Raw genomic sequence first — 23,904 nt, 5'->3', positions numbered from 1 at the left:
ATCCTGGAAATTGAGCGCGGGACGCAATCACGAGCTGCCTCATCCTCGTTATCTCAAGTGGCACAGAGCGAACTGCTTAGGTTATCAAGGCGAGGGGTACCGTCACAGGGAAAGTCGCTCCTCGCATACCGTTTCGACTAGAGTTTGAAGAGCCTTCACGCGCTCGACCAGCCAAGCGAGCTCCTCGCTGGTGATTGTGTATTTCGACGAATATCGCGCTTCGACATAGGCCCGCGACAGCAACTCGAAGCAGCGTCGTGAAAACCGGCTGTCACGCGGCCAGGCGGCAATCAGCCGATTGTCGATCCCCTCGGCCTGAGAGCGAAGAACCTTCAGACGGTGAGACTTGGGACTGTAGAGCGTGAGTGTCAGCAGGGTACAGTGGTATAGCGCCTCTGTGGCTTGATGAAGCAAGAAAGCCTGTTGTTTTGGAAACGTCTCTCCGAGCGATCCTTGAGCTGCTAGGAAGCCGGCGGCATTCCTTGACCACTCCATGAAGTTGGAATTTGCTTCTCGCTGTCGCTCCTCCGCCGTCAGTGGCTTCGGTTGCGCCAGCGGATGACCGGGCTCCTCGTAGAGGGGAATGCCGTCCCTGGCGATGTCGACGAAGAAGGGGCGGCCGCGGGACAGCTGGTCGTTGACATCGGCCAGTGTGTGGATGATCGGCACGACCGGCGTTTCGATGCGGTGCGCGATCTGCGCCTTTAGCAGCCGCTCCTCGATGCCGTCCCAGAGCTCCTGCTCCTCGGCAAAGGACTTGCTGTTGACGACGATTAGCAGGTCGTAGTCGGAGCGATAGCCGCTCAGGCGATCCTCGACCCAGCCGCCGCGGGCGTAGGATCCATAGAGCAGGACCATCAGGATCTTGCCGGCATGGCGCTTGGCCGACAGCTTACCGGCCTGGAAGCGTTCGACCTCGGCAAACAGGATCTCGAGGATGCGCGCCAGTTCGCGCCGCTTCCGGTCCGGCAGGTGCTCGACATGGTCGGTCAGGGTCAAAGCCGCGTCAAAGCCTTCGGTCAGAATCGCATCCATCGTAGCGGTTCCATCATGATTGCACACCAAATCTTTTTACGGGATTTTGTTCATGTGCACAATTCAAGGATGTGCTCATTGTACGATAAATTCGTAATGCGCCCACACGCAATGGCGGCCGCTTCAAAAAGACGATGATCGTGGCACTCGCCCGCAAGCTCTTGGTCGCGCTATGGAAATATGTGAAATCAGGCGTTGTCATCGAGGGCGCGGTCATGAAATCCGCCTAAACGACGACAATCCAACTGCAAAGCGATTCCAATCCCCAGCGCCTGATTAGCGCTGGCGGATCCAGGTGAACGGACCGTGGTCCTCAATGGCTGCGACAGCCGGGAACAAGATTGGTACCGTTTCCCTGAGCCCTTGCCGCCGCAAGCGGGATTGTGGTGCAGCCGTCCCAGAGCGGCGACCGTATGTGATGAGGTTGTACAGGCTCGCAAGCTGAGCCGGTAAAGTATGGGGCTCAGGCTTGGATTCAAAACGAGGAAGCCAAAATGCCGCCTTGATAGCCGTTGACCTCAAACTCCTCATGTGAGGAGGACCCGACCGCCTCGCGACGATATCGTTGACATCGCCCGGTCGCTGGCACGGCCGGGGCGGTCTGCTCTCAACAGGGTTGAGTAGCGACGCGATCGCAATGGCTCGCCGCGTATAGTCGGAGATATGATAGCGGCCATATCCTCATCCAAGAGTCATCTCGATCGTCATCTATCACTCCTCGTCTTGATACGAGGGGGCAGTTCTTCGCTTCGTTAGGGGGGTCAGTTCTCCAATTCGGCAAAGGGGTCAATTCCTCGATTCGCTTGACACCGACTTTGTGTCCTCAATGAAAATTGCGACCTTTCGGCATGACTTGAGTTGTTTCTAGTGCTCCGACATGACTGCTTGAAATCAGCCTTTTCTCCATGACTGCCTTCTCAAGTGAGTTTGCGAGTTTCCTTTGGCGAGGATCCATCGTCGGATTGAGCGCTTCATCCGAACGATCACTAACGCCGAAACGACGGGCTTCCTTCTGCAGGATGCCAAGTGCGGGTGTCATATCCTCGATATGATCGACGACAGTGTGGATCACGCCGCTCTGGCTCTGAAGCTTGCCATATATCTTCACGAGCCGTGCTCCCATGACGATCGGGCGGTACTTCTCGAATACCTTCTTCCAGACAATGGCATTGGCAACGCCAGTCTCGTCTTCCAATGTCATGAAGATGACGCCCTTGGCTGAGCCCGGGCGTTGACGCACCAAAACCAGGCCGGCAATCGTCACCCTTCTTCCGTTCGGGATGGTAAGAAGATCGACATTCCGAACGACCCCGACTTTACGGAATTCATCTCGCAGGAATGAGACGGGATGGCCCTTCAAGGAGAGCGAAAGGTAGCGGTAGTCCTCGACGACCTGTTCACCAGCCAGCATTTCCGGCAGCCGTGTCTCAGGCTCGACCTGCAGATCGATGTGGCTCACCTGGTCGAACAAAGGGAGCTTTTCGGCAGCACTCTTCGCATCGAGTGCCCGTACGGCCCAGAGTGCCTCCCGTCGCGACAGTCTTATAGAATGAAAGGCATCTGCATCGGCAAGTCGTTCTATATCTGCCTTTTGCAGGCCTGAGCGCAGCCAGAGATCGCGGATCGAAGAATAACCCCTGCCTCTGTTGGCGACGAGCTGCTGCATGCTCACTTCCGAAAGGCCTTTTATCTGCCGAAAGCCAAGCCGAACGGCTCGCTTCGTCTGGATAACTTCCCGCATGGCGGCATGCCGGAAATCAACAGCACGTTTGTTGAATTCGGCCTCTTCCAGCAGACAATCCCAGTTCGATTCATTGATATCGACCGGCCTGATCACAACGCCATGCTCCCGGGCATCCCGGACGAGTTGTGCGGGAGCATAGAAGCCCATCGGCTGTGAGTTCAGCATCGCAGCACAGAAGACGTCGGGATAGTAAGCTTTTACCCAGGAAGAGGCGTAGACGAGCAGAGCGAAAGAGGCGGCGTGGCTTTCCGGGAAACCGTATTCGCCAAAACCTTTGATCTGGTTGAAACATTGCTGGGCAAAATCGCGAGAGTACTTTTTCGCGACCATGCCTTCGATGAACCGCTTTTCGAAATTGCCGATGGTGCCTGTCCGTTTGAAGGTCGCCATGGCGCGCCTCAGCTGATCGGCTTCAGCCGGCTTAAATCCCGCCGCCGTGATTGCGATCTGCATCGCTTGTTCCTGGAAGAGCGGCACGCCGAGCGTTCGCTCCAGGACACTTTCCAACTCCTTGCTCGGATACTCTATTGGGATACCGCGATCCCTGTCCTCCCTTCGTTTCAGGTAGGGGTGGACCATGTCGCCCTGGATGGGGCCTGGCCGAACGATGGCGACTTCGATGACGAGGTCGTAGAATTTTTTGGGCTTCAGGCGCGGCAGCATACTCATTTGCGCCCGGCTCTCGATCTGGAAGACGCCAAGCGTGTCGGCCCGGCATATCATCTCGTAGACGGGCTCTTCGTCCTCATGCGTGTCGTTGCCGAGATCAGCGAGCGTCTTCTTGACGTCATAATGCAGGAGAAGCAGATCGAATGCCCGCTTCAGCGCGGTCAGCATTCCAAGCGCCAGGATGTCGACCTTCAGGATCTTCAGATTGTCGAGGTCATCCTTGTCCCACTCGACCATGTAGCGTCCGGGCATTGCCGTCTTCATGATCGGAACGACTTCATCCAGCCTGTCCCTGGTGATGACGAAGCCGCCGACATGCTGGGTGAGGTGGCGGGGAAAACCAAGAAGCTCGGAAGCATACTTCAGCACGTTCTTGGTCATGGGATCGAAAATGTCGAGCCCGGCCGCTTTTGCCTCGCGCTCGGACAGCTTCTCTTCCGACCAACCCCAAACTAGGCTGCCGATCGCAGACTGAACATCTTCCGAGAGACCGAAGGCTTTTGAGACCTCGCGTCCTGCGGACCGGGTGCGGTAGGTCGTCACCCCTGCCGTCAGGCCGGCATGTTCCTTGCCATATTTCTCGTAGATATGCTGGATGACCTCTTCGCGCCTCTCGTGCTCGAAATCGACATCGATATCCGGCGGCTCATCGCGGTCCATCGAGAGGAAGCGATCGAAGAGCAGGGTGCTCTTCTCCGGATTGACCTCCGTTATCTCGAGGCAATAACAAATGACCGAGTTTGCCGCGGAGCCGCGACCCTGACAGAGAATTTTCTTCTCATGTCGGGCATACTGGATGATCCGGTGGACCGTCAGGAAGTATGGTTCATACTGCTTCTGACGAACGAGGCTTAGCTCGTATTCGATGTTCTGCTGGACCTTCTCCGGTATGCCGCCGGGAAAGCGTTTTGCCGCGCCAGCCTTGGTAAGGCGCTCCAGGGTTTGATAAGGCGTTTCCCCCTCGTCATTCTCGGGGGGATAGTTGTGTTCCAGTTCATCGAGTGAAAAGGAAAGGCTGCCAAAGAACTTTCCCGTGTTCGTTACGGCGTGTGGGTAGTCTTTGAAGAGGCGCAGGATTTCGCCGCCATCCTTGAGATAGCGTTCGGCATTCGGCGCCAGAAGAAAGCCGGCTTCGGGAATGGCAACGTGTTCCCGGATCGACGTCACGATATCGGCGAGGGGGCGACGGGTGGTGTCGTGGTAGAGCGGCTGGTTGGTGGCGATCAGCGGGATGCGGTTGCGATCGGCCAGCATGGAGATGGTCGCGAACATGCGCTTGTCACGGCCGTCATAGGCGGGGGCGAGCGCAATGTGGAATTTTTTCCGGAAGCGTTTTTTGAAGCGCTCCAGACAGGCTTCGAACGCTGCGTGATTGCCATCGGTAATGGACGGATCGGGAATGAGCGCGAGCATCATGTCGTCGCCCCATTCCATCAGATCCGCTTCCGTTAGAATGCATTTTCCCTTCTCGGTTCTTAGATTCCCGGTGCTCAGCAATCGGCAAAGATGCGCCCAGCCTCGGCGATCCTGCGGATAGGCAAGAATATCAGGCGTTCCATCCGAGAAGACCAGGCGGGCGCCCGGTTGAAAACGGATCGGATCGAGGATGACGTCATTCTTTTCATGCTCCTCCAGAAGCCCGGCCTTCATCCGCTCGAATTTCTTTCGGATCGCCTTAGACTGGGCATGCGCCCGGACAACGCCTGCAACCGAATTGCGGTCGGCGATGCCAAGCCCTCCAAACTTCAGAACCGCAGCGCGGACGACCATTTCCTCGGGCTTGGATGCACCCTCCAGAAACGAGAAATTGGTCTTGGCGCCGATCTCGAAGAAGGCAGGCATCAGGCGATGACTCCATGCATGTACCAGTTCTGCGTTGCGTCACGCTCATAATGGCCATGGCGATAAATCCAGAAGCGGCGTCCCTGATCGTCTTCGATACGGAAGTAGTCCCGATCCTCCGCATCTGATCCATCGAGCCACCATTCCATCGCCAGCCGTTCCGGTCCCTCGCTCTTCAGGACGCGATGCTGCATACGCCGCCAGTGAAAGCTGGCGGGTGCACCATCGGGAATTTCGATGGCAAAGGCGCCCATCGGTTCCGGCTTGCGAAGCAGCCGCACGGGCCGCTCGTTCCTGGCCGGTGGAGGATGTCCTTGCCTGATCTTCGGGGCGGATAGGTGATCGATTGCGGGTACGGCAATGACGGCTCTTTCCGGTACGTGGCTCTCTCGCAATTGGAAGGTCTGCAGGCAGTCTGCCCCGAGGCGGGCGGAAACCCTATCCACGAAGGCAGCAAGAGACGCATCCTTCTGCTGGCGATACTCGAAATCGCCTTGCGACGTCACGAAATCTTCGTGACGTCGCACGTTGAGGCGAAGGATTTCAAAACCGTAACCCGCGTCGAAATCGTCGTGGATTGCCTGCAGGCGTTCGGCAAAGAGAGCGGCGATGCGCTTGGGTTCCCTCAGGGGCTGCGCGGTCCCTGCCGAAATGCGGAACACCTTGCCGTCGACGCGAAACAAGACCAGTTCGAAGATGCGGCCCCCGACGCCACGGGCTTCCAGCGAGAGCTTCAGGGAGACGGCAATCTGACCTGTGAGCGCGAGGATATCGTCTTCCGCGCCGATCGGTTCGATCAGACGACGTTCGACCGAGAGGCTCGCAACTGGCAGCCGCGGAGATACCGGCTCTTCATCTGTCCCAAGCGCCTGATCGAGCCTCAAAAGCAAGGCTCCTCCGAAGCGGCGGGCAAGTGGGGCGCGTGGTGCGTCCAGTAGGTCGCCCACATATTTGAGCCCCATTTTATTCAGGGCGCCTACGGTTTCTTCTTCAAGGCGTAAAGCCGCGATCGGCAAAGGCGCCAGAACCTGCTCGGCCTTCCCGTGTTCGATGATCCCGCCTTGACCGAAACGGCTGACCGCCCAGGACAATCCCGGTGATGAAGAGACGGCACCGCGTGCATCAAGGCCCATCTGGAAAAGCCTTGCGAGAATATCCTTAAGAAGTGCCGTCTCGCCACCGAACAGATGAGCACAGCCCGTGATGTCGAGAAACAGGCCATCCACGCCATCGAGAGCGACAAGCGGAGTATAGCGATCGCACCAATCGGCGATCGCTTCCAGGAAGCGTCGGTTGGCAACCAGGTCGTCCTCGATCACATCGAGCTTGGGATAGATGGCGCGGGCTTCGGCGACGCCCATATGCTTTCTGAGATTGAGAGCTTCTGCAGCCTCATCCAGCGCCGTCAGCCGCATGGTATTGTTGAGGCGACTGGAGCAGACGATCGGTGGTGCGTCAGGACGTCCGTGCGAACGCCAGGAGAGCCCCCATTTCTTTCTTGCGATCCGGTCGGTCGGGAGATGCGGAAAGTGGAGCGCCAGAATGCGCTGCGCGTTCGTCTGGAAGGCGAGGGTCGGCTGATTGGGAGACGGCGAAAAAACGGCGGTCATGAGGGTTCCACTCCAGTAAAAAGGAGAGGGGAGCCGGATTGCGGCTCTTCTCCAGGGTGAGATGAAAAACCGGGTTGCCGATGCTACCGCCCAGCATCGTACCATCCGGCAAGGGGCGCGCCTGTGCCGGCGCGGGTGCTGCAAGGAAGCGGAAATAAGCGCTACTGGCTTCTTCCTCTCCAGCCTGCCGCAGCAGGAAAAGCGGGCGTTTGGATGCCTTTGCCCGCAAGCTCAAACGACGGCTCTCCGTCAGGCCAAAGGGCTTCGGGTTGCCCCGGACCTCCAGGATCGTCGCAGGAAAGACGCCGCTTTCGACTGCCGCTTCCGCAAGCCAGAGGGCATCCTCAAGCTTGCGCGGACTGGCATAGAAGAACTGGTCCGGCTTCAGGCCGAAATCCCGCAGCCCCACGGCGTAGGGCTCTCCCGCCTCCATCGTGCAAACCGTATCGGCGATCCACAGGATCGGTAGCGGCACATTGTGGCTCTCTTCGGCCTGACGTTGCAGCATGGCAGCAAGTGCCAGCACAAAGCCGCTGCCAGCACCGGCTTCCCGCAAGAGATCGGAGCGAATCTCGGTAATCCCGTCGAGCGGCAAGCCGCCATCGATCGCCTCGTCGAGCGCGGGTATTCCGAGGGGAAGACGCAATACATCTTCGTTTTTTCCAGCGGCGGGGCCGCCATTTTCACCCAAGGCCTGGCTTTCCGCTGCAGCCAAGGCCGGCGCGGGCTTTCCTTCGAGCTTTGCAATGGTTTCGCGGAGTGCAAAAAGCCGCTCGCGCGTCACGGCCGGCTGTGCCATGACGTTCTCCAACTTTCAAATGTTCCTGTTATGTTCTTATGGATTCCAGAGGTGGGCGAAAGAGTCAACAGGCATTTGATGTGAATTTATTCCTGCCTTTGATTCCGCTCTCGAAAATCGTGCGTAAAGGTTCTATATGGGCCGCAAAGGAAGGAATATTCATGGCCCGCATAGACCAGAGCGAGAATTGGCGGGATCGCCACGCGCCGACGATCAGCACTTTCGAGTCGTTGGCGATGGAGGCATATAGCCATCTGCCGGAAGAATTCCGCTCACTGACCACCAATCTGACGATCGAGATCGAGGACTTCCCTGACGACGACGTATTCGAGGACATGGCGCTGGAAACGCCATTCGACCTTCTCGGCCTCTTCGAAGGCCGAGGAATCTCGGAGCGCTTCACGATGGAAACCGGCGAATTGCCGAACCGCATCCGCCTCTACCGGCGGCCGATTCTCGACTACTGGGCCGAGAACGACGAGACGCTGGGTGATATCATCACTCACGTCCTCATCCACGAGATCGGCCACCATTTCGGTCTCAGCGACGACGATATGGAGCGGATCGAGGCGAGCGCCGAAGAGGCGGCCGAACGCTAAGCTCGCGCTTACTGTTCGGACAGTTTCATGTCCGGATGGTAGTCCTTGCCTTCGACTTCCTTGACGATCGCCTGAGCACACATCACTTGGCCGGTCTGGGTGTTGAAGGTCAGCGACGGCGAGCCGTTCAACGACCAGCCCTTGTTGAGGGCGGCGGTCACGCGGTGACAGAAAGCGGCATCATCCTGGCCGGTCAGAAGGCGATATAGCTTCATCTAAAGTCGTCTTTCACTTCGCCGTTTGGCGTTCTGCAATCAGGCGGGCTTTATGAACCAGACTTTCCGCCTGGACAAGATGCAGCCGCTCAATCATCCGACCATTGGCATTGATGATATTCAGGCCTTCGGCAGCAGGGTCGGCAAAGGCGGCGATGATCGCCTCCGCCTCGGCAATTGCCGCTTCGTCCAGGCCGAAATGCCGGTTGGCAGCTTCGATCTGAGCCGGGTGGATCAGCATCTTGCCGTCGAAGCCCATGGCGCGGGCATGCGCGCATTCGGCATCGAAGGCATCGGCATCCTTGAAATCGTTGAAGACGCTGTCGATCGCATCAAGGCCATAGGCACGCACGGCCAGGATCACCTGCATCAGCCAGGGCACGAGATAGGTGCGACCCGGCTGCGGCAGGACACCGGTCTCCTTGCGCAGGTCGTTGAGGCCGACGACGAAACAATCAAGCCTTGAGCCCGGTGTGCGCCCGGCCTCGGCGATCGCCGCCGCGTTCAGAATGCCGCGGGGCGTTTCGATCATCGCCCAGATGCGCAGGCTTTCCGGCGCGTCGGCATCGGCGAGCCGGTCGCTGACGGACATCACATCCTGAGGCTCGTCCACTTTCGGCAGGAGTACGGCATCCGGCTCCAATGCCAAGACCAGCTCCATGTCCGCATTGCCGAAGGTGGAACCAAGCGCATTGATGCGGATGATCCGCTCCTTATTCACAAGGGGAGCCCCGGAAAAAAAAGCCTTCAGATTCTCGCGGGCTTCCGCCTTTCGTTCCGGTGCCACCGAGTCCTCAAGATCGAAGATGACGGCATCGCAATCCAGCGCATGGGTCTTTTCCAGGGCGCGTGCATTAATGGCCGGAACGCTCAGCACCGAACGGCGAAGATTCAAGGAACGAGTCGGAGAATTGCGGGTCATCACAAATGTGTGCCAAGCTTTGTGACAGGTGGCAAGACAACAAAAAGCCATGCTCACCTTGCAGAGAAGGAAAAGAAGGACCACATTCCTTTCCGAAGAAAGGTCTAAAACTCATGCAAAGCATTCGTTCCGTCTTCCTCTTGCTCGCAGGCATCACCGCCTTCGTTGCGCTGGCGCTCGTCACCTTTTCCGTGACGCTCGCAGTCGGCGGTATTCTGACGGTGCTTATGGTTGGCCGCGCGCTCTCGTTGAAGATGAAACCTGCCCCGGTCCGCGCCTCCGCCAAGACCAAGCCTCATTCCGGCGAGAACATGCGCATCTGGAATGACGGCCGCGGCACGATCATCGATCTCTGACGGGTGGATACTTTTCCAGAAAAATTTCGGCATCGCTGTCGGCTCGACTGATCTTCCCGCGTCTTTGAAAGGCCAGGGCTTCTGCCCGAACCAAATCAAACGATGGAGGACAGTATGGATACCGCAACGGAAACCGGCGTGGCGAAGATGCCGCCGGTCAAGAATGGCTTGCTGCCATATGTCACGGTCGATGGTGCGTTGAAGGCCGCGGAATTCTACAAGCGTGCTTTTGGCGCCGAGGAGGCGTTTGTCGTTCCTCCGGACGAAAACGGGCGGACGATGCATGTCCACCTCTACATCAACGGAAGCTCGTTGATGCTATGCGATGCCTATCCCGAGCATGGCCATCCCTTCGAGAAGCATCAGGGCTTCACCCTTCAGCTTGTTATCGATGATATCGATTTCTGGTGGGATCGCGCCGTTGCCGCTGGCGCGGAGGTGATCCTGCCCGTCCAACTGATGTTCTGGGGTGATCGATATGGCCAGCTTCGCGACCCGTTCGGGGTTCTTTGGGCGATGAATGCGCCAGCGAATGCAAATTGATCTCACGATGACCATGGATGGCTGCGCGTCGAATCCGCGCGCGGCCGCACCTGCGATGTAAATTTTTCTTCATTTCGGTCGAAATCTGGACTAAACGCTGATCAACAAAACTACGTCTGCTGACATTGGAGCCAGGCTATGGACAAATTCGTAAAGCTGACGGGCGTCGCTGCCCCACTGCCGGTTGTCAATATCGATACCGACATGATCATTCCGAAGGATTACCTGAAGACGATCAAGCGCACGGGTCTTGGCAAGGGTCTTTTCGCCGAAGCCCGTTACAATGAAGACGGCTCTCCGAACCAGGATTTCGTGCTGAACAAGCCGGCCTATCAGAATGCGAAGATCCTCGTTGCCGGCGACAATTTCGGTTGCGGCTCCTCGCGCGAGCATGCGCCGTGGGCGCTTCTCGACTTCGGCATCCGTTGCGTCATCTCGACCAGTTTCGCCGACATCTTCTACAACAACTGTTTCAAGAACGGCATTCTGCCGATCAAGGTCAGCCAGGAAAACCTCGACAAGCTGATGGACGACGCCTCGCGCGGCTCCAACGCGATCCTGACAGTCGACCTGGAAAACCTCGAGATCACCGGTCCGGACGGCGGTTCGATCAAGTTCGATCTCGACGAATTCAAGCGTCACTGCCTGCTGAACGGCCTCGACGACATCGGCCTGACGCTCGAAAAGGGCGCGGCGATCGACAGTTTCGAAGCCAAGAATGCTGCATCCCATCCCTGGGCTGCGTAAGTTTTACAAAACATAGCATTGGTCAAAGCCGGGCTTTTTGCCCGGCTTTTTCTTTGGCCGGCTTACAGAAAGCGCTCTTTCCAGGCCTTCAGCTTCTCCAGTGAAACGCCGATGCCGCCGCAGACCTCGATCAGCGGATTGTTGAAGCGAGCGAGAATGTCGGCATCTACGTCGGCCACCGCAAGTGCAGCTCCGCAGGCGGGCTCGACCAGAATGCGATAGGTGTCGGCGAACTTCAGGCAGGCGGCGACAGCCTGCGCATCGGTCACCGTGACGCTCTCTATCGGATGATGCCTCGGCAGGTCGAAGACATGCTGGGCCACCTGGCGCGCACCGAGCGAGCTGGCGATGGAGGTAATCGCCGGCAAGGTGATGCGCTCTCCTGCAGCAAGACTTGCATGAAGCGAAGCGGCTCCTTCGGTCTCTACGGCAATGACAGGCACATCGGACAAGCCGTTTCGCTTGAGACCGGCAACAATGCCCGCGAGCAAACCGCCGCCGCCGACGCTGGCGATGACGCAATCGAAGTCGGCACCTTTTGCGAGAACCTCATCGATCAATGTGCCGTGCCCTTCCCACAGAAGCGGATGGTCGAACGGGTGCACATAGGCTGCCTTCCTGGCATTCGCGTGCTCGATCGCAAAGGCGTTGGCTTCATCGAATGCCGTTCCGTGCACGAGAACCGTGGCGCCGGTTGCCTCGATCGATTGACGCACTTCCGCCGACGTCGTCTCCGGAACGACGATCGTCACCGGAATGCCGAGCGCCCGTCCGGCATAAGCGGCAGCGATCCCGGCATTGCCGCCGGAGGCGCAGAAGATCTCGCGGGCGCCGTTCTCGATCTCATGCTGGCAAAGCCGACCGATACCACGAAGCTTGAAGCTTCCAGAGGGCTGCAGCGCATCGAGCTTCAGCCATAGCGGCTTGTTGCTCGCGCTGTAGTCGGCTGACGTGCGGAAAAGCGGAGTGTCGAGATGCAGGGGTGCAGATGGCAGCATGGTGGTATCCGATGAGGTGGCGATGGAGGTTCTCCTTGTGGACCCGCATGCGCCGATCGGTCAACGCGAGATGTTGGCAGTAATTCCGCAACCGTACCGAATCGACCTCCCGCTCGCTTGAAATGCCGTTTTTGCGGGTCTAAGAAGCCGCAACTTGTTTTTCCGCGGAGGATTTCATGACAGCGCGCAATCTTTTACTGCTGCCGGGCGACGGCATCGGCCCAGAAGCCATGGGTGAGGTCCGCAAGATCATTGCCTATATGAACGAGGCAACGAATGCCGGCTTCGTCACGGACGAAGGTCTGGTCGGTGGCAGCGCCTATGACGCGCATGGTGCTGCGATCTCCGAAGCTGACATGCAGAAGGCGCTTGCAGCGGACGCCGTTCTCTTCGGTGCCGTCGGCGGCCCGAAGTGGGATAGTGTTCCCTATGAAGTGCGTCCGGAAGCTGGTCTTCTGCGCCTGCGCAAGGACCTGCAGCTGTTTGCGAACCTGCGCCCGGCCATCTGCTATCCGGCGCTTGCATCGGCTTCCTCGCTGAAGCCGGAGCTCGTCGAAGGCCTCGACATCCTCATCATTCGCGAGCTGACTGGCGGCGTCTACTTCGGCGAGCCGAAGGAGATCATCGACCTCGGTAACGGCCAGAAGCGTGGCATCGACACGCAGGTCTATGACACCTACGAGATCGAGCGGATCGCCGGTGTTGCCTTCGAGATGGCACGCACCCGCCAGAACCGCGTCTGCTCGATGGAAAAGCGCAACGTTATGAAATCCGGCGTGCTCTGGAACCAGGTCGTGACGGAAACGCACAAGGCCAAGTATTCCGACGTCCAGCTTGAGCATATGCTGGCCGACGCCGGCGGCATGCAGCTGGTTCGCCAGCCGAAGCAGTTTGACGTCATCGTCACAGACAATCTGTTCGGCGACATGCTTTCCGACGTTGCCGCCATGTTGACCGGCTCGCTCGGCATGTTGCCCTCCGCCTCGCTCGGTGCGCCGGATGCAAAGACCGGCAAGCGCAAGGCGCTCTACGAGCCGGTGCATGGCTCGGCCCCCGACATCGCCGGTAAGGGCATTGCTAATCCGATCGCGATGATCGCTTCCTTCGCCATGTGCCTGCGCTATTCCTTCAACCTGGTGACGGAAGCCGACAACCTGGAAAAGGCGATCGCTAACGTGCTCGACAAGGGCATCCGCACTGGCGACATCATGGCAGAAGGCTGCAAAAAGGTCGGCACGACGGAGATGGGCGACGCGATCCTCGCCGAGTTCAAGGCGCTTTCTGCCTGATATTTCACGTGAAACACGTTTCTGGCCCTCCGCATCTGCCGATGCGGAGGGCCTTTGCTTGAAGGCGGCTGATGCCGCTCCTATCTCCGTTCTGCATTGATGAAAGAGCGGAGTGGAATGAGCGAGACTGTCGATCGTAAGCCAATCTTTTGGAGCTACCTGCGAAAGCGCTATGAGGCACGGCGCACGATCCATCAGCGGGTTCCCTGGAAGTGGTTTGCATTTTCGGCGGTTAATGCCATTGCCATCGCCTTCTTCGTCTTCGATCGCCCGCTCGGCCTGGCAGCCAAGGATCTGGCGCCACCGCTGATCTCGATTGCCGGCGATGTTACCGATATCGGCAGGCTCGCCTGGATTCTTGCCGGCCTCTCTACGATCTTCGCCACGGGCTATTTCGTTCGTCGCCGGCTCTGGAAGGTCCGCAGGCGGTTTCGCATGGTCTATTTCGGACAGATGACGGCCTATGTCGCGTTGTCCGTGCTCTTCACCAGCATCGTCGCCAATCTGCTGAAGTTCGCGATCGGCCGGGCGCGACCGCTGATCTATGACCAGGAGGGGATCTTCAGCTTTGCGCCCTTCAACATGGATTTCCTGCACCAGAGCTTCCCCTCTGGACACTCGGCCAACATAGGCGCGCTGTTCGTCGCGCTCGCGCTGCTCTTCCCGCGCTTTCGCCTTGGCTTCATCAGTATAGGGCTTTGGCTTGGTGCCACGCGCGTCATCATCGGTGTGCATTATCCAAGCGATGTCGTGGCCGGCCTTGCGCTGGGTGCCTGGTTTGCCTTTGCCACCTCGGTCCTCTTCGCGCGCTTCGGCCTGATCTTCTCCATCGGTCGCGATGGCGGCTGGCCGACGCCGCGGCTAAGCCGCCTTCTCTGAGGCTTCCATAAATGAAAAACCCGGCGCCTTATGAGCGCCGGGTTCAGATTTGCAGTCTTCACTCGTCTCAATCCATCGCGTGGATATCGCGATCTTTGGTTTCCGGCAGGAAGATCAGGCCGATGACCAGCGTGATCGCCGCGAAGACGATTGGATACCAGAGGCCGAAGTAGATATCGCCGGTAGCGGCACTCATTGCGAAGGCCGTTGCCGGCAGCAGGCCACCGAACCAACCGTTGCCGATATGGTAAGGGAGCGACATGCCGGTGTAGCGGATGCGGGTCGGGAAGAGTTCGACCAGTAGGGCGGCAATCGGGCCGTAGACCATCGTCACATAGAGAACGAGCACGAACAGGATGGCGATCGTGCCGATCCAGTTGACGCGGGACGGGTCAGCCGTCATCGCAAAGCTACCGCCATTGGCGATATTATAGACCGCCATGTCGGTGACGCCCTTGGCTTCGTCGGCGGTCAGCAGCTTATCGGCGACAAGCTTGTCAGCCGGCACGGTCTGCTTTTCACCGGCACGGACTGCGTCGACGTTGAGAGCAAGTTCCGGGTTGGCTGCAATGAAGGCATCCAGCTTGGCATCCGGAACTTTGGTGGCGCCGCGCTTCAGCGGGTATCCGGCGTCGTGAAGGGCGATATTGACGCCCTTTTCGAAAGCGCCCGTCATTGCTTTTGCCTTGTCGCCGGCGGCGATGGCATCGAAGCTGTTGATGGTTTCGTCGCCGATCTTGACCGTAGCAGGTTGCCCCGCGGGGCCGGGGACAACATCATAAGGAACCGAGTTCTTGGTCAGGAAGGCCGTTGCCACGTCGCAGGAACTGGTGAACTTCGAGGTTCCGGTCGGGTTGAACTGGAACTTGCAGTCAGCCGGGTCGGCCGTCACGGTTGCGCGGACGGAGGCCTGGGCTTCCGCAAGCGCCGGATTGGCAGTCCAGGTCATGGCCTTAAACAACGGCTGGTAGGTGACGGCGGCGATCAAGAGGCCGGCCATGATGATCGGCTTGCGACCGATCTTGTCGGACAGGCCGCCGAAGACGACGAAGAACGGTGTGCCAAGGAAGAGTGCAATGGCCACCATGATGTTTGCCGATTGCAGGTCGACCTTGAGCACATTCTGCAGGAAGAACAGCGCGTAGAACTGGCCGCCGTACCAGACGACTGCCTGACCCATTGTTGCTCCGAGAAGCGCAATCAGCGCGATCTTGGCATTCTTCCATTGACCGAAGGCTTCGGTCAGCGGGGCTTTCGAGCCCTTGCCTTCCGCCTTCATTCTCTGGAATGCCGGTGACTCGTTCATCTTCAGACGGATCCAGACGGAGACGCCGAGAAGGACGACCGATACCAGGAACGGAATGCGCCAGCCCCACGCGGCAAAGGCTTCCTTGCCCATCAGGAACTGAACGCCGACGATGACGAGAAGCGACAGGAAGAGGCCGAGCGTTGCCGTCGTTTGAATCCATGAGGTGAAGTAGCCGCGGCGTCCATTGGGCGCATGTTCGGCCACGTATGTTGCCGCACCGCCATATTCGCCGCCGAGCGCAAGACCTTGCAAGAGCCGAAGTCCAATCAGGATGATGGGCGCCGCGATGCCGATCGTTGCCGCACCAGGAAGAATACCAACGAGAAATGTCGAGAGGCCCATGATGAGGATCGTCACCAGGAACGTGTACTTGCGGCCGACGAGGTCGCCGAGGCGGCCAAAGACGAGCGCGCCGAACGGGCGCACCAGGAAGCCAGCGGCAAAGGCCAAAAGCGTGAAGATGTTTCGTGTTGCTTCCGGGTATTGGGTGAAATAGGTCGCGCCGATATAGGTGGCGAGCGAACCGTAAAGATAGAAGTCATACCATTCGAAAACGGTCCCGAGCGATGAGGCGAAGATAACCTTCTTCTCCTCGCCCGTCATCGGGCCGGCTTTTGAGCCGTCGACGCTTACGACATTTGCCATTTTCTGTCCTCCACAGAGCGAATGTGAAATGCGGCGCGCGACCATACTCTCCTCGAAGCGTACCCCAGGTCGCGGTTCGCCTGACGAGAGTGTGCCAGAAAAGCTCCCCCATAAAGAGAGCGGCTTTGGGATTATGACTTTAGTCTAACGCCGTTGCGCAGATTGTCGCAGGCAAGAGCCGGTCGCGCCTTTGCCCTTCAGGCCTTGTGGGAAAGAATATTCACCAGGGTTCCGAAGGGGTCGCGAACATAGAAGCGACGTACACCCCACGGCTCGTCGGCCGGGCCATAACAAATCTCGAAACCAGCGGTGCGCATGGCTGCGTATGCTTCATCGACGTCATCGACTTCGATTGACAGGCCCGGAATCGGCGTTCCCGCGCCGCCTTCGCTTGCAAAGCTGACCTGGACGGACATCTGCTGGCTTGAGCCGTAGGTTGCGATCCAGCCGTGATCCATCAGGAGATCCAACCCGAGGATATCCCGATAGAATGCGCTTGCGGCGGCCGGGCTGGGAGTTTCGAGATTGGCGACAATTCGTCTGACTTGCATACGACCTCCCCGCGGTTTCGTTTCCGATATTTAGAAAGTGGTCGCTGGTCGGCAAGAAAAAAGCCGGATGGCAGAACCATCCGGCTTTGATCGATCGATGCACCTGTTGCCGATCAGGCCGCCTCTGTCGTGTGTGCCTTGCGAACTTCCTCATCCGTCAGGATGCCGCTCGCACGGAGCAATGCAGCGAAGCGGCCGTTGCTCTGGCTGAGTTCTTCGAAGCTGCCTTCTTCGACGACACGGCCGCTATCCAGGAACAGGACCTTGTCTGCTTCACGAACCGTCGAAAGACGGTGCGCGATAATGAAGGTCGTGCGGTTTTGGCGCAGGTTGTCGATTGCGGCCTTCACGCGGTTTTCCGTTTCGACGTCAAGCGCGCTCGTCGCTTCGTCCAGCACCAGGATCGGCGCATCCTTGAGGATGGCGCGGGCGATCGCCACACGCTGACGTTCGCCGCCCGAGAGCTTGTTGCCGCGCTCGCCGACATGGGTGTCGTACTGATTTTCGCGTGTCTCGATGAAGTCGGCTGCGGCAGCAGCTTCTGCGGCACGGCGCATGTCTTCATCCGAAGCGCCCTCGCGGCCGAGGCGAATGTTGTCGCTGATCGAGCGGTTGAGCAGGCCGGCATCCTGGAACACAGTTGCGATATAGCGGCGAAGCGACTTGCGGGTGATCTTCGTCGTATCGTGACCATCGACCAGGATCTGGCCGCTGTCCGGGTCATAGACGCGTTGCAGTAGGTTGATCATCGTGGTCTTGCCCGAGCCGGTAGGGCCGACGATCGCAACCGTCTGGCCAGCCTTGGCGGTGAAAGACACATTATGCAGGCCCTGCGCGGTGTTGCCGAAGCGGAACGACACGTTGCGGAATTCAACTTCACCCTTCACGTCGGCGATATCGGCATTGCCGGCCGGCTCTTCGCGTTCGCGGACCGAGTCTTCGAGCGAGTAGAAGTCCTCAAGTTTTGAGCGAGCCTCGAAGATCTGCGTTGCGAACTGACGCATCTGGTCGAGACGCGAGATCAGCAGGTTCGCAAAGCCGATGAAGGCAATGACGTCACCGATACGGAGCTCGCCGGACTGGACCATCAGCGTACCGATCACCAGGATGACCATCATGGCGATGGTGGATGCCATGCGGTTCATTGCGCCGGCCAGAGCCCACCAGTCGAGAACCGGAAACTGAGCCTGCAGCAGGCGGTCGGCAAAGGACTTCAACGCCTTGGTTTCGGCCTCGATGCGGTTGTAGCTGTGCAGGACCGACACGTTGCTGATCGAGTCACTGACGTGCGAAAATACTGTGTGGTAGTGGTTCTCGACTGACGCCTGGCCGTCCTTGGTACGGCTCATGACGAGACGACCGATCAGCCAGTAGGCTACGCCGAGCACGACCAGTACGCCCGAAAGACGCAGGTCCATCGACATCGCGGTCGGGATCAGAAGTGCGATCGCCACGGCTGTTGACAGGTGGTTGCGCATGAACTCGAGCCAAAGGCCGAAGAGCGTTTCGCATGCGCGCAGCAGCGTATGCAGCGCATTCGACGTGCCGCGCTGATGATGCCAGGACAGCGGCATCGAGATGATACGGCCGAACGCTTCCGTCAGCAGCGTGGCGCGCCGGCCATGAGCCAGTCGGTCGGCCTCACGCGCGACCAGAACAAAGGCTATGGTGTTGAAGACGGCAAAACCGGCCCACATGAAAAGGATGGGTTTAACTTCGCCCTTGCCCGAGATCGCATCGATGATGCGGCCGAACAAAATGGGTTCGGCGATTGTGATCGCGGCAAGCACGATATTCGCGATAACGACCAGGGATACGCGGAGCTTGTAGGCGCCAAGATAGCGCAAAGCTCTTGCATAGACCTTGAATAGCGACACGGCGATACCTCTTGTGCATCTGCGAAATAGTGGATGCTGCGACGCTACAGAAAGATATCTGAACCGGCGATTAACGAAGCGTTCAGGGGGCTTTCGCAAGGAAGATTCTTTGGGTCCCGAAGCGCATGCAAATGCCTGGGGTCTGAAATTTTTTGGGGCGGTTTGAAAATTTCGCAATTTTCGCTTGCGTTGAACGACTGCGCTGGCACACGATAATACATATTCTAGATTGATGTTTGATTGCATCGAAAGGCGCCCCGCCATCGGGGCATGGCCTATTGGCTGTTACTATTCAATGTGAAGCCCAATTGGGTGGGGGCGTTTTGGTGAATATTCATTCGTTAATTCAATTGCTTGTTGTTCTAGAGGAATGCCGGAAGGCGGAAGGCGTCATCGCGGAGCTCGAGCACGTCGTTCACTCTTATGGTTTCCAGTATTATGGCCTTATGCGGCATCTCAGAGCGACTGAAGATCCAGTCAGCCTTATGTTTGCCGGCCATTGGCCAGAGAAGTGGGCACAAATCTATCTTTCGAAGAAATACGTTCTGACCGACCCGACGGTGCGCTATCTCGCACATGCGCAAAGACCGTTTCGTTGGAAGGACAGCTTGACGGCTTTCCGCAAGGATCCGCATCACCGGCGCATGGAGCAAATGATGGCCGACGCCCATAGCCATGGCCTGAAGGACGGCTACATTTTCCCTATCCATGGCCGAAACGGCATCCTCGGTAACATGAGCGTAGGCGGAACGCCCGTGGATCTTTCTCCTGTCGAGATCTCGCTTTTTGGCGCCGTCGCTCGAAAGGCTTTCTGGCGGCTCCTTGATCTCAAGGGGGAGGCTCCGGCACTTGAAGAAGTTTCCGGCGTCGACACGCGCTTGACGCGCCGAGAGATGGAAATACTTCAGTATCTTGCCGAAGGCATGACCTCCGTGGAGATCGGCAAGCGTCTCAAGATTTCGAACCACACCGTCGACTGGTACATGAACGGCCTGCAAGACAAGTTGAAAGCAAAAAACAGACAGCATGCAGTCGCTGTCGCCTTCCGGCATGGCCTCATCACCTAGTCCTAGAGAAATTCTATTTCCGGCGGTTCTGGAAATTGAACTTTCCGTGACAGCGCGTTAAGACTTCTCTTCGCGGGTGCAGCATTGCCCGTTTCGATGCCGTGAGGAGACAGCATTGCCCATTTCCAAGATACTTGTTGCCAACCGTTCGGAAATTGCCATCCGCGTGTTTCGCGCGGCCAACGAGCTCGGGATAAAAACGGTCGCGATATGGGCGGAAGAAGACAAACTGGCCCTGCACAGGTTCAAAGCTGACGAGAGCTATCAGGTCGGCCGTGGGCCTCATCTTGCCCGCGATCTCGGACCGATCGAGAGCTATCTGTCGATCGATGAGGTGATCCGCGTCGCCAAGCTTTCCGGTGCCGATGCGATCCATCCGGGCTATGGCCTCCTGTCTGAGAGCCCGGAATTCGTTGATGCCTGCAACAAGGCAGGCATCATCTTCATCGGCCCGACGGCCGACACCATGCGCCAGCTCGGCAACAAGGTCGCGGCGCGCAATCTGGCAATCTCGGTCGGCGTGCCTGTGGTGCCGGCAACCGAGCCGCTGCCCGACGATATGGCCGAAGTCGCCCGCATGGCGGCAGCGATCGGCTACCCTGTGATGCTGAAGGCCTCGTGGGGCGGTGGCGGGCGCGGCATGCGCGTCATTCGCTCGGAAGCCGACCTGGCGCGCGAGGTGACGGAAGCCAAGCGCGAGGCGATGGCCGCTTTCGGCAAGGACGAGGTCTATCTGGAAAAGCTCGTCGAGCGTGCCCGCCACGTCGAAAGCCAGATCCTTGGCGATACGCATGGCAACGTCGTTCACCTTTTCGAGCGCGACTGCTCGATCCAGCGCCGCAACCAGAAGGTTGTCGAGCGTGCGCCGGCTCCCTACCTGACCGAGGCGCAGCGCCAGGAACTGGCGGCCTATTCGCTGAAGATCGCTGGCGCCACCAATTATATCGGCGCCGGCACGGTCGAGTATCTGATGGATGCCGATACCGGGAAATTCTACTTCATCGAAGTCAATCCGCGCATTCAGGTCGAGCATACCGTGACCGAAGTCGTTACCGGCATCGACATCGTCAAGGCACAGATCCATATCCTCGACGGCTTTGCGATCGGCACGCCGGAATCGGGTGTGCCCGAGCAGAAAGACATTCGCCTCAACGGCCACGCCCTGCAGTGCCGTATCACCACCGAGGATCCGGAGCACAACTTCATCCCGGATTACGGCCGTATTACCGCCTATCGCTCGGCATCCGGCTTCGGCATCCGCCTGGATGGCGGCACCTCCTATTCCGGCGCGATCATCACCCGTTACTACGATCCGCTGCTGGTCAAGGTCACGGCCTGGGCACCGAATCCTTCGGAAGCGATTTCCCGCATGGACCGCGCGTTACGCGAATTCCGTATCCGCGGCGTGGCCACCAACCTGACCTTCCTGGAAGCGATCATCACGCATCCGAAGTTCAGGGATAACAGCTACACCACGCGCTTCATCGACTCGACGCCGGAACTCTTCCAGCAGGTCAAGCGACAGGACCGCGCAACCAAGCTTCTGACCTACCTCGCGGATGTCACGGTCAATGGCCATCCGGAAGCCAAGGATCGGCCGAAGCCATCGGCAGGTATCGCAGAACCGATCGTGCCCTACACCAATGGCAACGGCGTTCCCGACGGCACCAAGCAGCTTCTCGACAAGCTCGGTCCGAAGAAGTTCGGCGAGTGGATGCGCAATGAAAAGCGCATCCTGATGACCGATACGACAATGCGCGACGGCCATCAGTCGCTGCTTGCGACACGTATGCGCACCTATGACATCGCCCGTATCGCCGGCACTTATGCGCACGCCTTGCCGAACCTCTTGTCGCTCGAGTGCTGGGGTGGTGCGACCTTCGACGTCTCGATGCGCTTCCTGACGGAAGATCCGTGGGAGCGTCTGTCGCTCGTGCGCGAAGCCGCACCAAACCTGCTTTTGCAGATGCTGCTGCGCGGCGCAAACGGCGTCGGCTACAAGAATTATCCCGACAACGTCGTCAAATACTTCGTCCGGCAAGCGGCTGCTGGTGGTATCGATCTCTTCCGCGTCTTCGACTGCCTGAACTGGGTCGAGAACATGCGTGTCTCGATGGATGCGATCGCCGAAGAGAACAAACTCTGTGAAGCGGCGATCTGCTACACCGGCGATATCCTGAATTCGGCGCGTCCGAAGTACGATCTCAAGTACTACACGGACCTCGCCGTTGAACTCGAAAAGGCCGGCGCGCATATCATCGCGGTCAAGGACATGGCCGGCCTTCTGAAGCCGGCTGCCGCCAAAGTCCTGTTCAAGGCGCTGCGTGACGCGACCAGCCTTCCGATCCATTTCCACACGCACGATACCTCAGGCATTGCAGCGGCAACGGTTCTTGCTGCCGTTGATGCTGGCGTCGACGCCGTCGATGCGGCAATGGATGCGCTGTCCGGCAATACCTCGCAGCCGTGCCTTGGCTCGATCGTCGAGGCGCTGCGTGGCTCCGAACGCGATCCCGGTCTCGATCCCGAATGGATCCGCCGCATCTCCTTCTATTGGGAAGCGGTGCGTCATCAGTATGCGGCCTTCGAAAGCGACCTCAAGGGACCGGCATCGGAAGTCTACCTGCACGAAATGCCCGGTGGCCAGTTCACCAATCTCAAGGAGCAGGCCCGCTCGCTCGGCCTCGAAACCCGTTGGCATGCGGTGGCGCAGGCCTATGCCGACGCCAACCAGATGTTCGGCGACATCGTCAAGGTGACGCCGTCCTCCAAGGTCGTCGGCGACATGGCGCTGATGATGGTCAGCCAAGACCTGACAGTTGCTGACGTCGTTAGCGCCGACAAGGAAGTCTCCTTTCCGGAATCGGTTGTCTCGATGCTGAAGGGGGATCTCGGACAGCCGCCGTCCGGCTGGCCGGAAGCGCTGCAGAAGAAGGCACTGAAGGGCGACGCGCCCTATACGGTGCGTCCGGGTTCGCTGCTTGCCGACGCCGATCTCGATGCTGAGCGCAAAGTTATCGAGACCAAGCTGGAGCGTGAGGTCAGCGACTTCGAATTCGCTTCCTATTTGATGTATCCGAAGGTCTTCACCGATTTTGCGCTGGCCTCCGACACCTACGGCCCGGTCTCCGTGCTGCCGACGCAGGCCTATTTCTACGGCCTTGCCGACGGCGAGGAGCTGTTTGCCGACATCGAGAAGGGCAAGACGCTCGTCATCGTCAATCAGGCGATGAGCGGAACGGACAGCCAGGGTATGGTCACGGTGTTCTTCGAGCTCAACGGCCAGCCGCGCCGCATCAAGGTTCCGGATCGCGCGCATGGTGCGACCGGTGCTGCCGCTCGCCGCAAGGCGGAGCCGGGCAATGCCGCGCATGTCGGCGCGCCGATGCCTGGCGTCATTTCCCGCGTCTTCGTTTCGCCGGGCCAGGCGATCAATGCCGGCGACGTGCTTGTTTCCATCGAGGCCATGAAGATGGAAACGGCAATCCATGCTGAAAAAGACGGTGCGATTGCGGAAGTGCTCGTCAAGGCGGGCGACCAGATCGATGCCAAGGACCTGCTAGTCAGCTATGCTGGCTGACGGACATTCGAACGATAAAAAGGGCGGCCTTCGGGCCGCTCTTATATTTTTCGTGAGAGGATTGATATGAGTACGCTCAAGATTGCCGTCATCATCGGAAGCACGCGAATTGGCCGTTTTGCGGATCATCCTGCCAAGTGGATTGCTCAGATAGCCGCAAGCCGCCCCGAATTCGAGGTCGAAGTTCTCGATCTCTTGGACTACCCGATGTCCTTCCTCGGACAGGCAAGCGCAACTGAATCTCAGAATGAAACGGCGGAGCGCTGGAAGAAGAAGCTGCTTGAGTTCGACGGCTACATTTTCACGGCCGCCGAGTACAACCATGCGCCGACGGCCGTTCTCAAGAATGCGATCGATCTCGGTCATTTCGTCCATAAACCGGTTGCCTTCGTCGGCTACGGCGGTGTCGGTGGCGCGCGTGCGGTCGAGCAGTTGCGGTTGATCTTCGTCGAAATGAGCGCCGTTTCCGTGAAGACAGGCGTTCACATTTCTTTCCCGGAATATCTCTCCGTTGCCAAGAACGGAAGGAGTCTGAACGACTACGCGCACCTCGTCGAGGCCGCTAAGAACCAGCTCGACCAGCTTGTCTGGTGGGGCAAAGCGCTGAAGGCGGCGCGCGCGGTCTAAA

General features: G+C 58.7%; 19 protein-coding genes and 1 pseudogene. 10 read left to right on the top strand and 10 right to left on the bottom strand.

The window, feature by feature from the left end:
* Positions 1 to 102: 102 nt before the first annotated feature.
* Positions 103 to 1,035, bottom strand: coding sequence for a HEPN domain-containing protein (locus PMI09_RS13895; protein WP_007794789.1), 933 nt, complete (start codon positions 1,033 to 1,035; stop codon positions 103 to 105).
* Positions 1,036 to 1,142: 107 nt separating this feature from the next.
* On the opposite strand from PMI09_RS13895, the pseudogene PMI09_RS31365 reads away from it, so the two are divergent.
* Positions 1,143 to 1,265, top strand: a pseudogene (locus PMI09_RS31365) (IS110 family transposase); the annotation flags it as partial.
* 593 nt (positions 1,266 to 1,858) lie between these two features.
* Here PMI09_RS31365 and PMI09_RS13885 read toward each other — a convergent pair.
* From PMI09_RS13885 to PMI09_RS32210, 3 genes are read right to left on the bottom strand one after another with little or no spacing between them, the layout of a single operon-like run.
* A complete protein-coding gene (locus PMI09_RS13885) occupies positions 1,859 to 5,290 on the bottom strand; it encodes an error-prone DNA polymerase (protein ID WP_007794786.1) in 3,432 nt (1,143 codons plus the stop codon).
* Entirely contained in the window at positions 5,290 to 6,735 is a 1,446-nt protein-coding gene (locus PMI09_RS13880) for a Y-family DNA polymerase (RefSeq protein WP_274533080.1), read from the bottom strand. The genes PMI09_RS13885 and PMI09_RS13880 overlap by 1 nt, the downstream gene beginning before the upstream one ends.
* Positions 6,736 to 6,745: 10 nt before the next feature.
* On the bottom strand, positions 6,746 to 7,699 hold the full coding sequence (locus PMI09_RS32210) for an ImuA family protein (RefSeq protein WP_007794780.1): 954 nt from the start codon (positions 7,697 to 7,699) through the stop codon (positions 6,746 to 6,748).
* A gap of 161 nt (positions 7,700 to 7,860) precedes the next feature.
* Here PMI09_RS32210 and PMI09_RS13870 point away from each other — a divergent pair, with 161 nt between their 5' ends.
* On the top strand, positions 7,861 to 8,298 hold the full coding sequence (locus PMI09_RS13870; protein ID WP_007794777.1) for a metallopeptidase family protein: 438 nt from the start codon (positions 7,861 to 7,863) through the stop codon (positions 8,296 to 8,298).
* Between the two features lie 8 nt (positions 8,299 to 8,306).
* On the opposite strand, the gene PMI09_RS13865 is transcribed toward PMI09_RS13870, so the two are convergent.
* Together PMI09_RS13865 and PMI09_RS13860 are read right to left on the bottom strand one after the other, a co-directional pair.
* Positions 8,307 to 8,513 (bottom strand): DUF1737 domain-containing protein, encoded by a 207-nt coding sequence (locus tag PMI09_RS13865; protein WP_007794775.1) that lies wholly within the window; start codon positions 8,511 to 8,513, stop codon positions 8,307 to 8,309.
* Positions 8,514 to 8,526: 13 nt separating this feature from the next.
* The gene (locus PMI09_RS13860; RefSeq protein WP_037083037.1) at positions 8,527 to 9,435 is read right to left on the bottom strand and encodes an HpcH/HpaI aldolase/citrate lyase family protein; all 909 of its coding nucleotides are present in this window, start codon (positions 9,433 to 9,435) and stop codon (positions 8,527 to 8,529) included.
* A gap of 113 nt (positions 9,436 to 9,548) precedes the next feature.
* Between PMI09_RS13860 and PMI09_RS13855 the strand changes: the two genes are divergently transcribed.
* From PMI09_RS13855 to leuD, 3 genes are all read left to right on the top strand, one after another.
* On the top strand, positions 9,549 to 9,791 hold the full coding sequence (locus tag PMI09_RS13855; protein WP_007794770.1) for a hypothetical protein: 243 nt from the start codon (positions 9,549 to 9,551) through the stop codon (positions 9,789 to 9,791).
* A gap of 114 nt (positions 9,792 to 9,905) precedes the next feature.
* On the top strand, positions 9,906 to 10,334 hold the full coding sequence (locus PMI09_RS13850) for a VOC family protein (RefSeq protein ID WP_007794768.1): 429 nt from the start codon (positions 9,906 to 9,908) through the stop codon (positions 10,332 to 10,334).
* Positions 10,335 to 10,472: 138 nt separating this feature from the next.
* On the top strand, positions 10,473 to 11,081 hold the full coding sequence (gene leuD, locus PMI09_RS13845) for a 3-isopropylmalate dehydratase small subunit (protein ID WP_007794765.1): 609 nt from the start codon (positions 10,473 to 10,475) through the stop codon (positions 11,079 to 11,081).
* A gap of 62 nt (positions 11,082 to 11,143) precedes the next feature.
* On the opposite strand, the gene PMI09_RS13840 is transcribed toward leuD, so the two are convergent.
* A complete protein-coding gene (locus PMI09_RS13840; protein ID WP_037083070.1) occupies positions 11,144 to 12,076 on the bottom strand; it encodes a pyridoxal-phosphate dependent enzyme in 933 nt (310 codons plus the stop codon).
* Between the two features lie 179 nt (positions 12,077 to 12,255).
* Here PMI09_RS13840 and leuB point away from each other — a divergent pair, with 179 nt between their 5' ends.
* Both leuB and PMI09_RS13830 read left to right on the top strand, forming a co-directional pair.
* Positions 12,256 to 13,368, top strand: coding sequence for a 3-isopropylmalate dehydrogenase (leuB, locus tag PMI09_RS13835; RefSeq protein WP_007794759.1), 1,113 nt, complete (start codon positions 12,256 to 12,258; stop codon positions 13,366 to 13,368).
* 117 nt (positions 13,369 to 13,485) lie between these two features.
* Positions 13,486 to 14,247 (top strand): phosphatase PAP2 family protein, encoded by a 762-nt coding sequence (locus PMI09_RS13830; RefSeq protein WP_007794756.1) that lies wholly within the window; start codon positions 13,486 to 13,488, stop codon positions 14,245 to 14,247.
* A gap of 67 nt (positions 14,248 to 14,314) precedes the next feature.
* Here the strand turns inward: PMI09_RS13830 and PMI09_RS13825 are convergent, their stop codons facing one another.
* From PMI09_RS13825 to PMI09_RS13815, 3 genes are all read right to left on the bottom strand, one after another.
* Positions 14,315 to 16,201, bottom strand: a complete 1,887-nt coding sequence (locus PMI09_RS13825) for an MFS transporter (protein WP_007794753.1) — start codon at positions 16,199 to 16,201, stop codon at positions 14,315 to 14,317.
* Positions 16,202 to 16,398: 197 nt separating this feature from the next.
* The gene (locus PMI09_RS13820) at positions 16,399 to 16,752 is read right to left on the bottom strand and encodes a VOC family protein (protein ID WP_007794751.1); all 354 of its coding nucleotides are present in this window, start codon (positions 16,750 to 16,752) and stop codon (positions 16,399 to 16,401) included.
* A 113-nt stretch (positions 16,753 to 16,865) separates the two neighbouring features.
* Positions 16,866 to 18,629 carry a glucan ABC transporter ATP-binding protein/ permease gene (locus tag PMI09_RS13815; protein WP_007794748.1) on the bottom strand — a complete coding sequence of 588 codons (1,764 nt, stop codon included), beginning with the start codon at positions 18,627 to 18,629 and terminating at the stop codon, positions 16,866 to 16,868.
* A gap of 326 nt (positions 18,630 to 18,955) precedes the next feature.
* Here PMI09_RS13815 and PMI09_RS13810 point away from each other — a divergent pair, with 326 nt between their 5' ends.
* The 3 genes from PMI09_RS13810 (at position 18,956) to PMI09_RS13800 (ending at position 23,903) form a co-directional block, all read left to right on the top strand.
* The gene (locus PMI09_RS13810) at positions 18,956 to 19,696 is read left to right on the top strand and encodes a helix-turn-helix transcriptional regulator (RefSeq protein ID WP_007794745.1); all 741 of its coding nucleotides are present in this window, start codon (positions 18,956 to 18,958) and stop codon (positions 19,694 to 19,696) included.
* A gap of 115 nt (positions 19,697 to 19,811) precedes the next feature.
* The gene (pyc, locus tag PMI09_RS13805) at positions 19,812 to 23,276 is read left to right on the top strand and encodes a pyruvate carboxylase (RefSeq protein ID WP_007794743.1); all 3,465 of its coding nucleotides are present in this window, start codon (positions 19,812 to 19,814) and stop codon (positions 23,274 to 23,276) included.
* Positions 23,277 to 23,342: 66 nt separating this feature from the next.
* Positions 23,343 to 23,903, top strand: coding sequence for an NADPH-dependent FMN reductase (locus PMI09_RS13800; RefSeq protein ID WP_007794740.1), 561 nt, complete (start codon positions 23,343 to 23,345; stop codon positions 23,901 to 23,903).
* Position 23,904: the final 1 nt, after the last annotated feature.

This window comes from Rhizobium sp. CF122 (assembly GCF_000282035.1).
Lineage (GTDB): Bacteria > Pseudomonadota > Alphaproteobacteria > Rhizobiales > Rhizobiaceae > Rhizobium.
The sequence above is the reverse complement of the archived record's forward strand: the minus strand, read 5'-3'. Positions and strand labels throughout refer to the sequence as shown.

Coding starts and splice junctions, on each gene's coding strand:
- PMI09_RS13865 (WP_007794775.1), bottom strand. CDS start 8,513: ATGAAGCTATATCGCCTTCTGACCGGCCAGGATGATGCCGCTTTCTGT.
- leuB (WP_007794759.1), top strand. CDS start 12,256: ATGACAGCGCGCAATCTTTTACTGCTGCCGGGCGACGGCATCGGCCCA.
- PMI09_RS13850 (WP_007794768.1), top strand. CDS start 9,906: ATGGATACCGCAACGGAAACCGGCGTGGCGAAGATGCCGCCGGTCAAG.
- PMI09_RS13870 (WP_007794777.1), top strand. CDS start 7,861: ATGGCCCGCATAGACCAGAGCGAGAATTGGCGGGATCGCCACGCGCCG.
- PMI09_RS13895 (WP_007794789.1), bottom strand. CDS start 1,035: ATGGATGCGATTCTGACCGAAGGCTTTGACGCGGCTTTGACCCTGACC.
- leuD (WP_007794765.1), top strand. CDS start 10,473: ATGGACAAATTCGTAAAGCTGACGGGCGTCGCTGCCCCACTGCCGGTT.
- PMI09_RS13825 (WP_007794753.1), bottom strand. CDS start 16,201: ATGGCAAATGTCGTAAGCGTCGACGGCTCAAAAGCCGGCCCGATGACG.
- PMI09_RS32210 (WP_007794780.1), bottom strand. CDS start 7,699: ATGGCACAGCCGGCCGTGACGCGCGAGCGGCTTTTTGCACTCCGCGAA.
- PMI09_RS13885 (WP_007794786.1), bottom strand. CDS start 5,290: ATGCCTGCCTTCTTCGAGATCGGCGCCAAGACCAATTTCTCGTTTCTG.
- PMI09_RS13855 (WP_007794770.1), top strand. CDS start 9,549: ATGCAAAGCATTCGTTCCGTCTTCCTCTTGCTCGCAGGCATCACCGCC.
- PMI09_RS13860 (WP_037083037.1), bottom strand. CDS start 9,435: ATGACCCGCAATTCTCCGACTCGTTCCTTGAATCTTCGCCGTTCGGTG.
- PMI09_RS13800 (WP_007794740.1), top strand. CDS start 23,343: ATGAGTACGCTCAAGATTGCCGTCATCATCGGAAGCACGCGAATTGGC.
- PMI09_RS13820 (WP_007794751.1), bottom strand. CDS start 16,752: ATGCAAGTCAGACGAATTGTCGCCAATCTCGAAACTCCCAGCCCGGCC.
- PMI09_RS13830 (WP_007794756.1), top strand. CDS start 13,486: ATGAGCGAGACTGTCGATCGTAAGCCAATCTTTTGGAGCTACCTGCGA.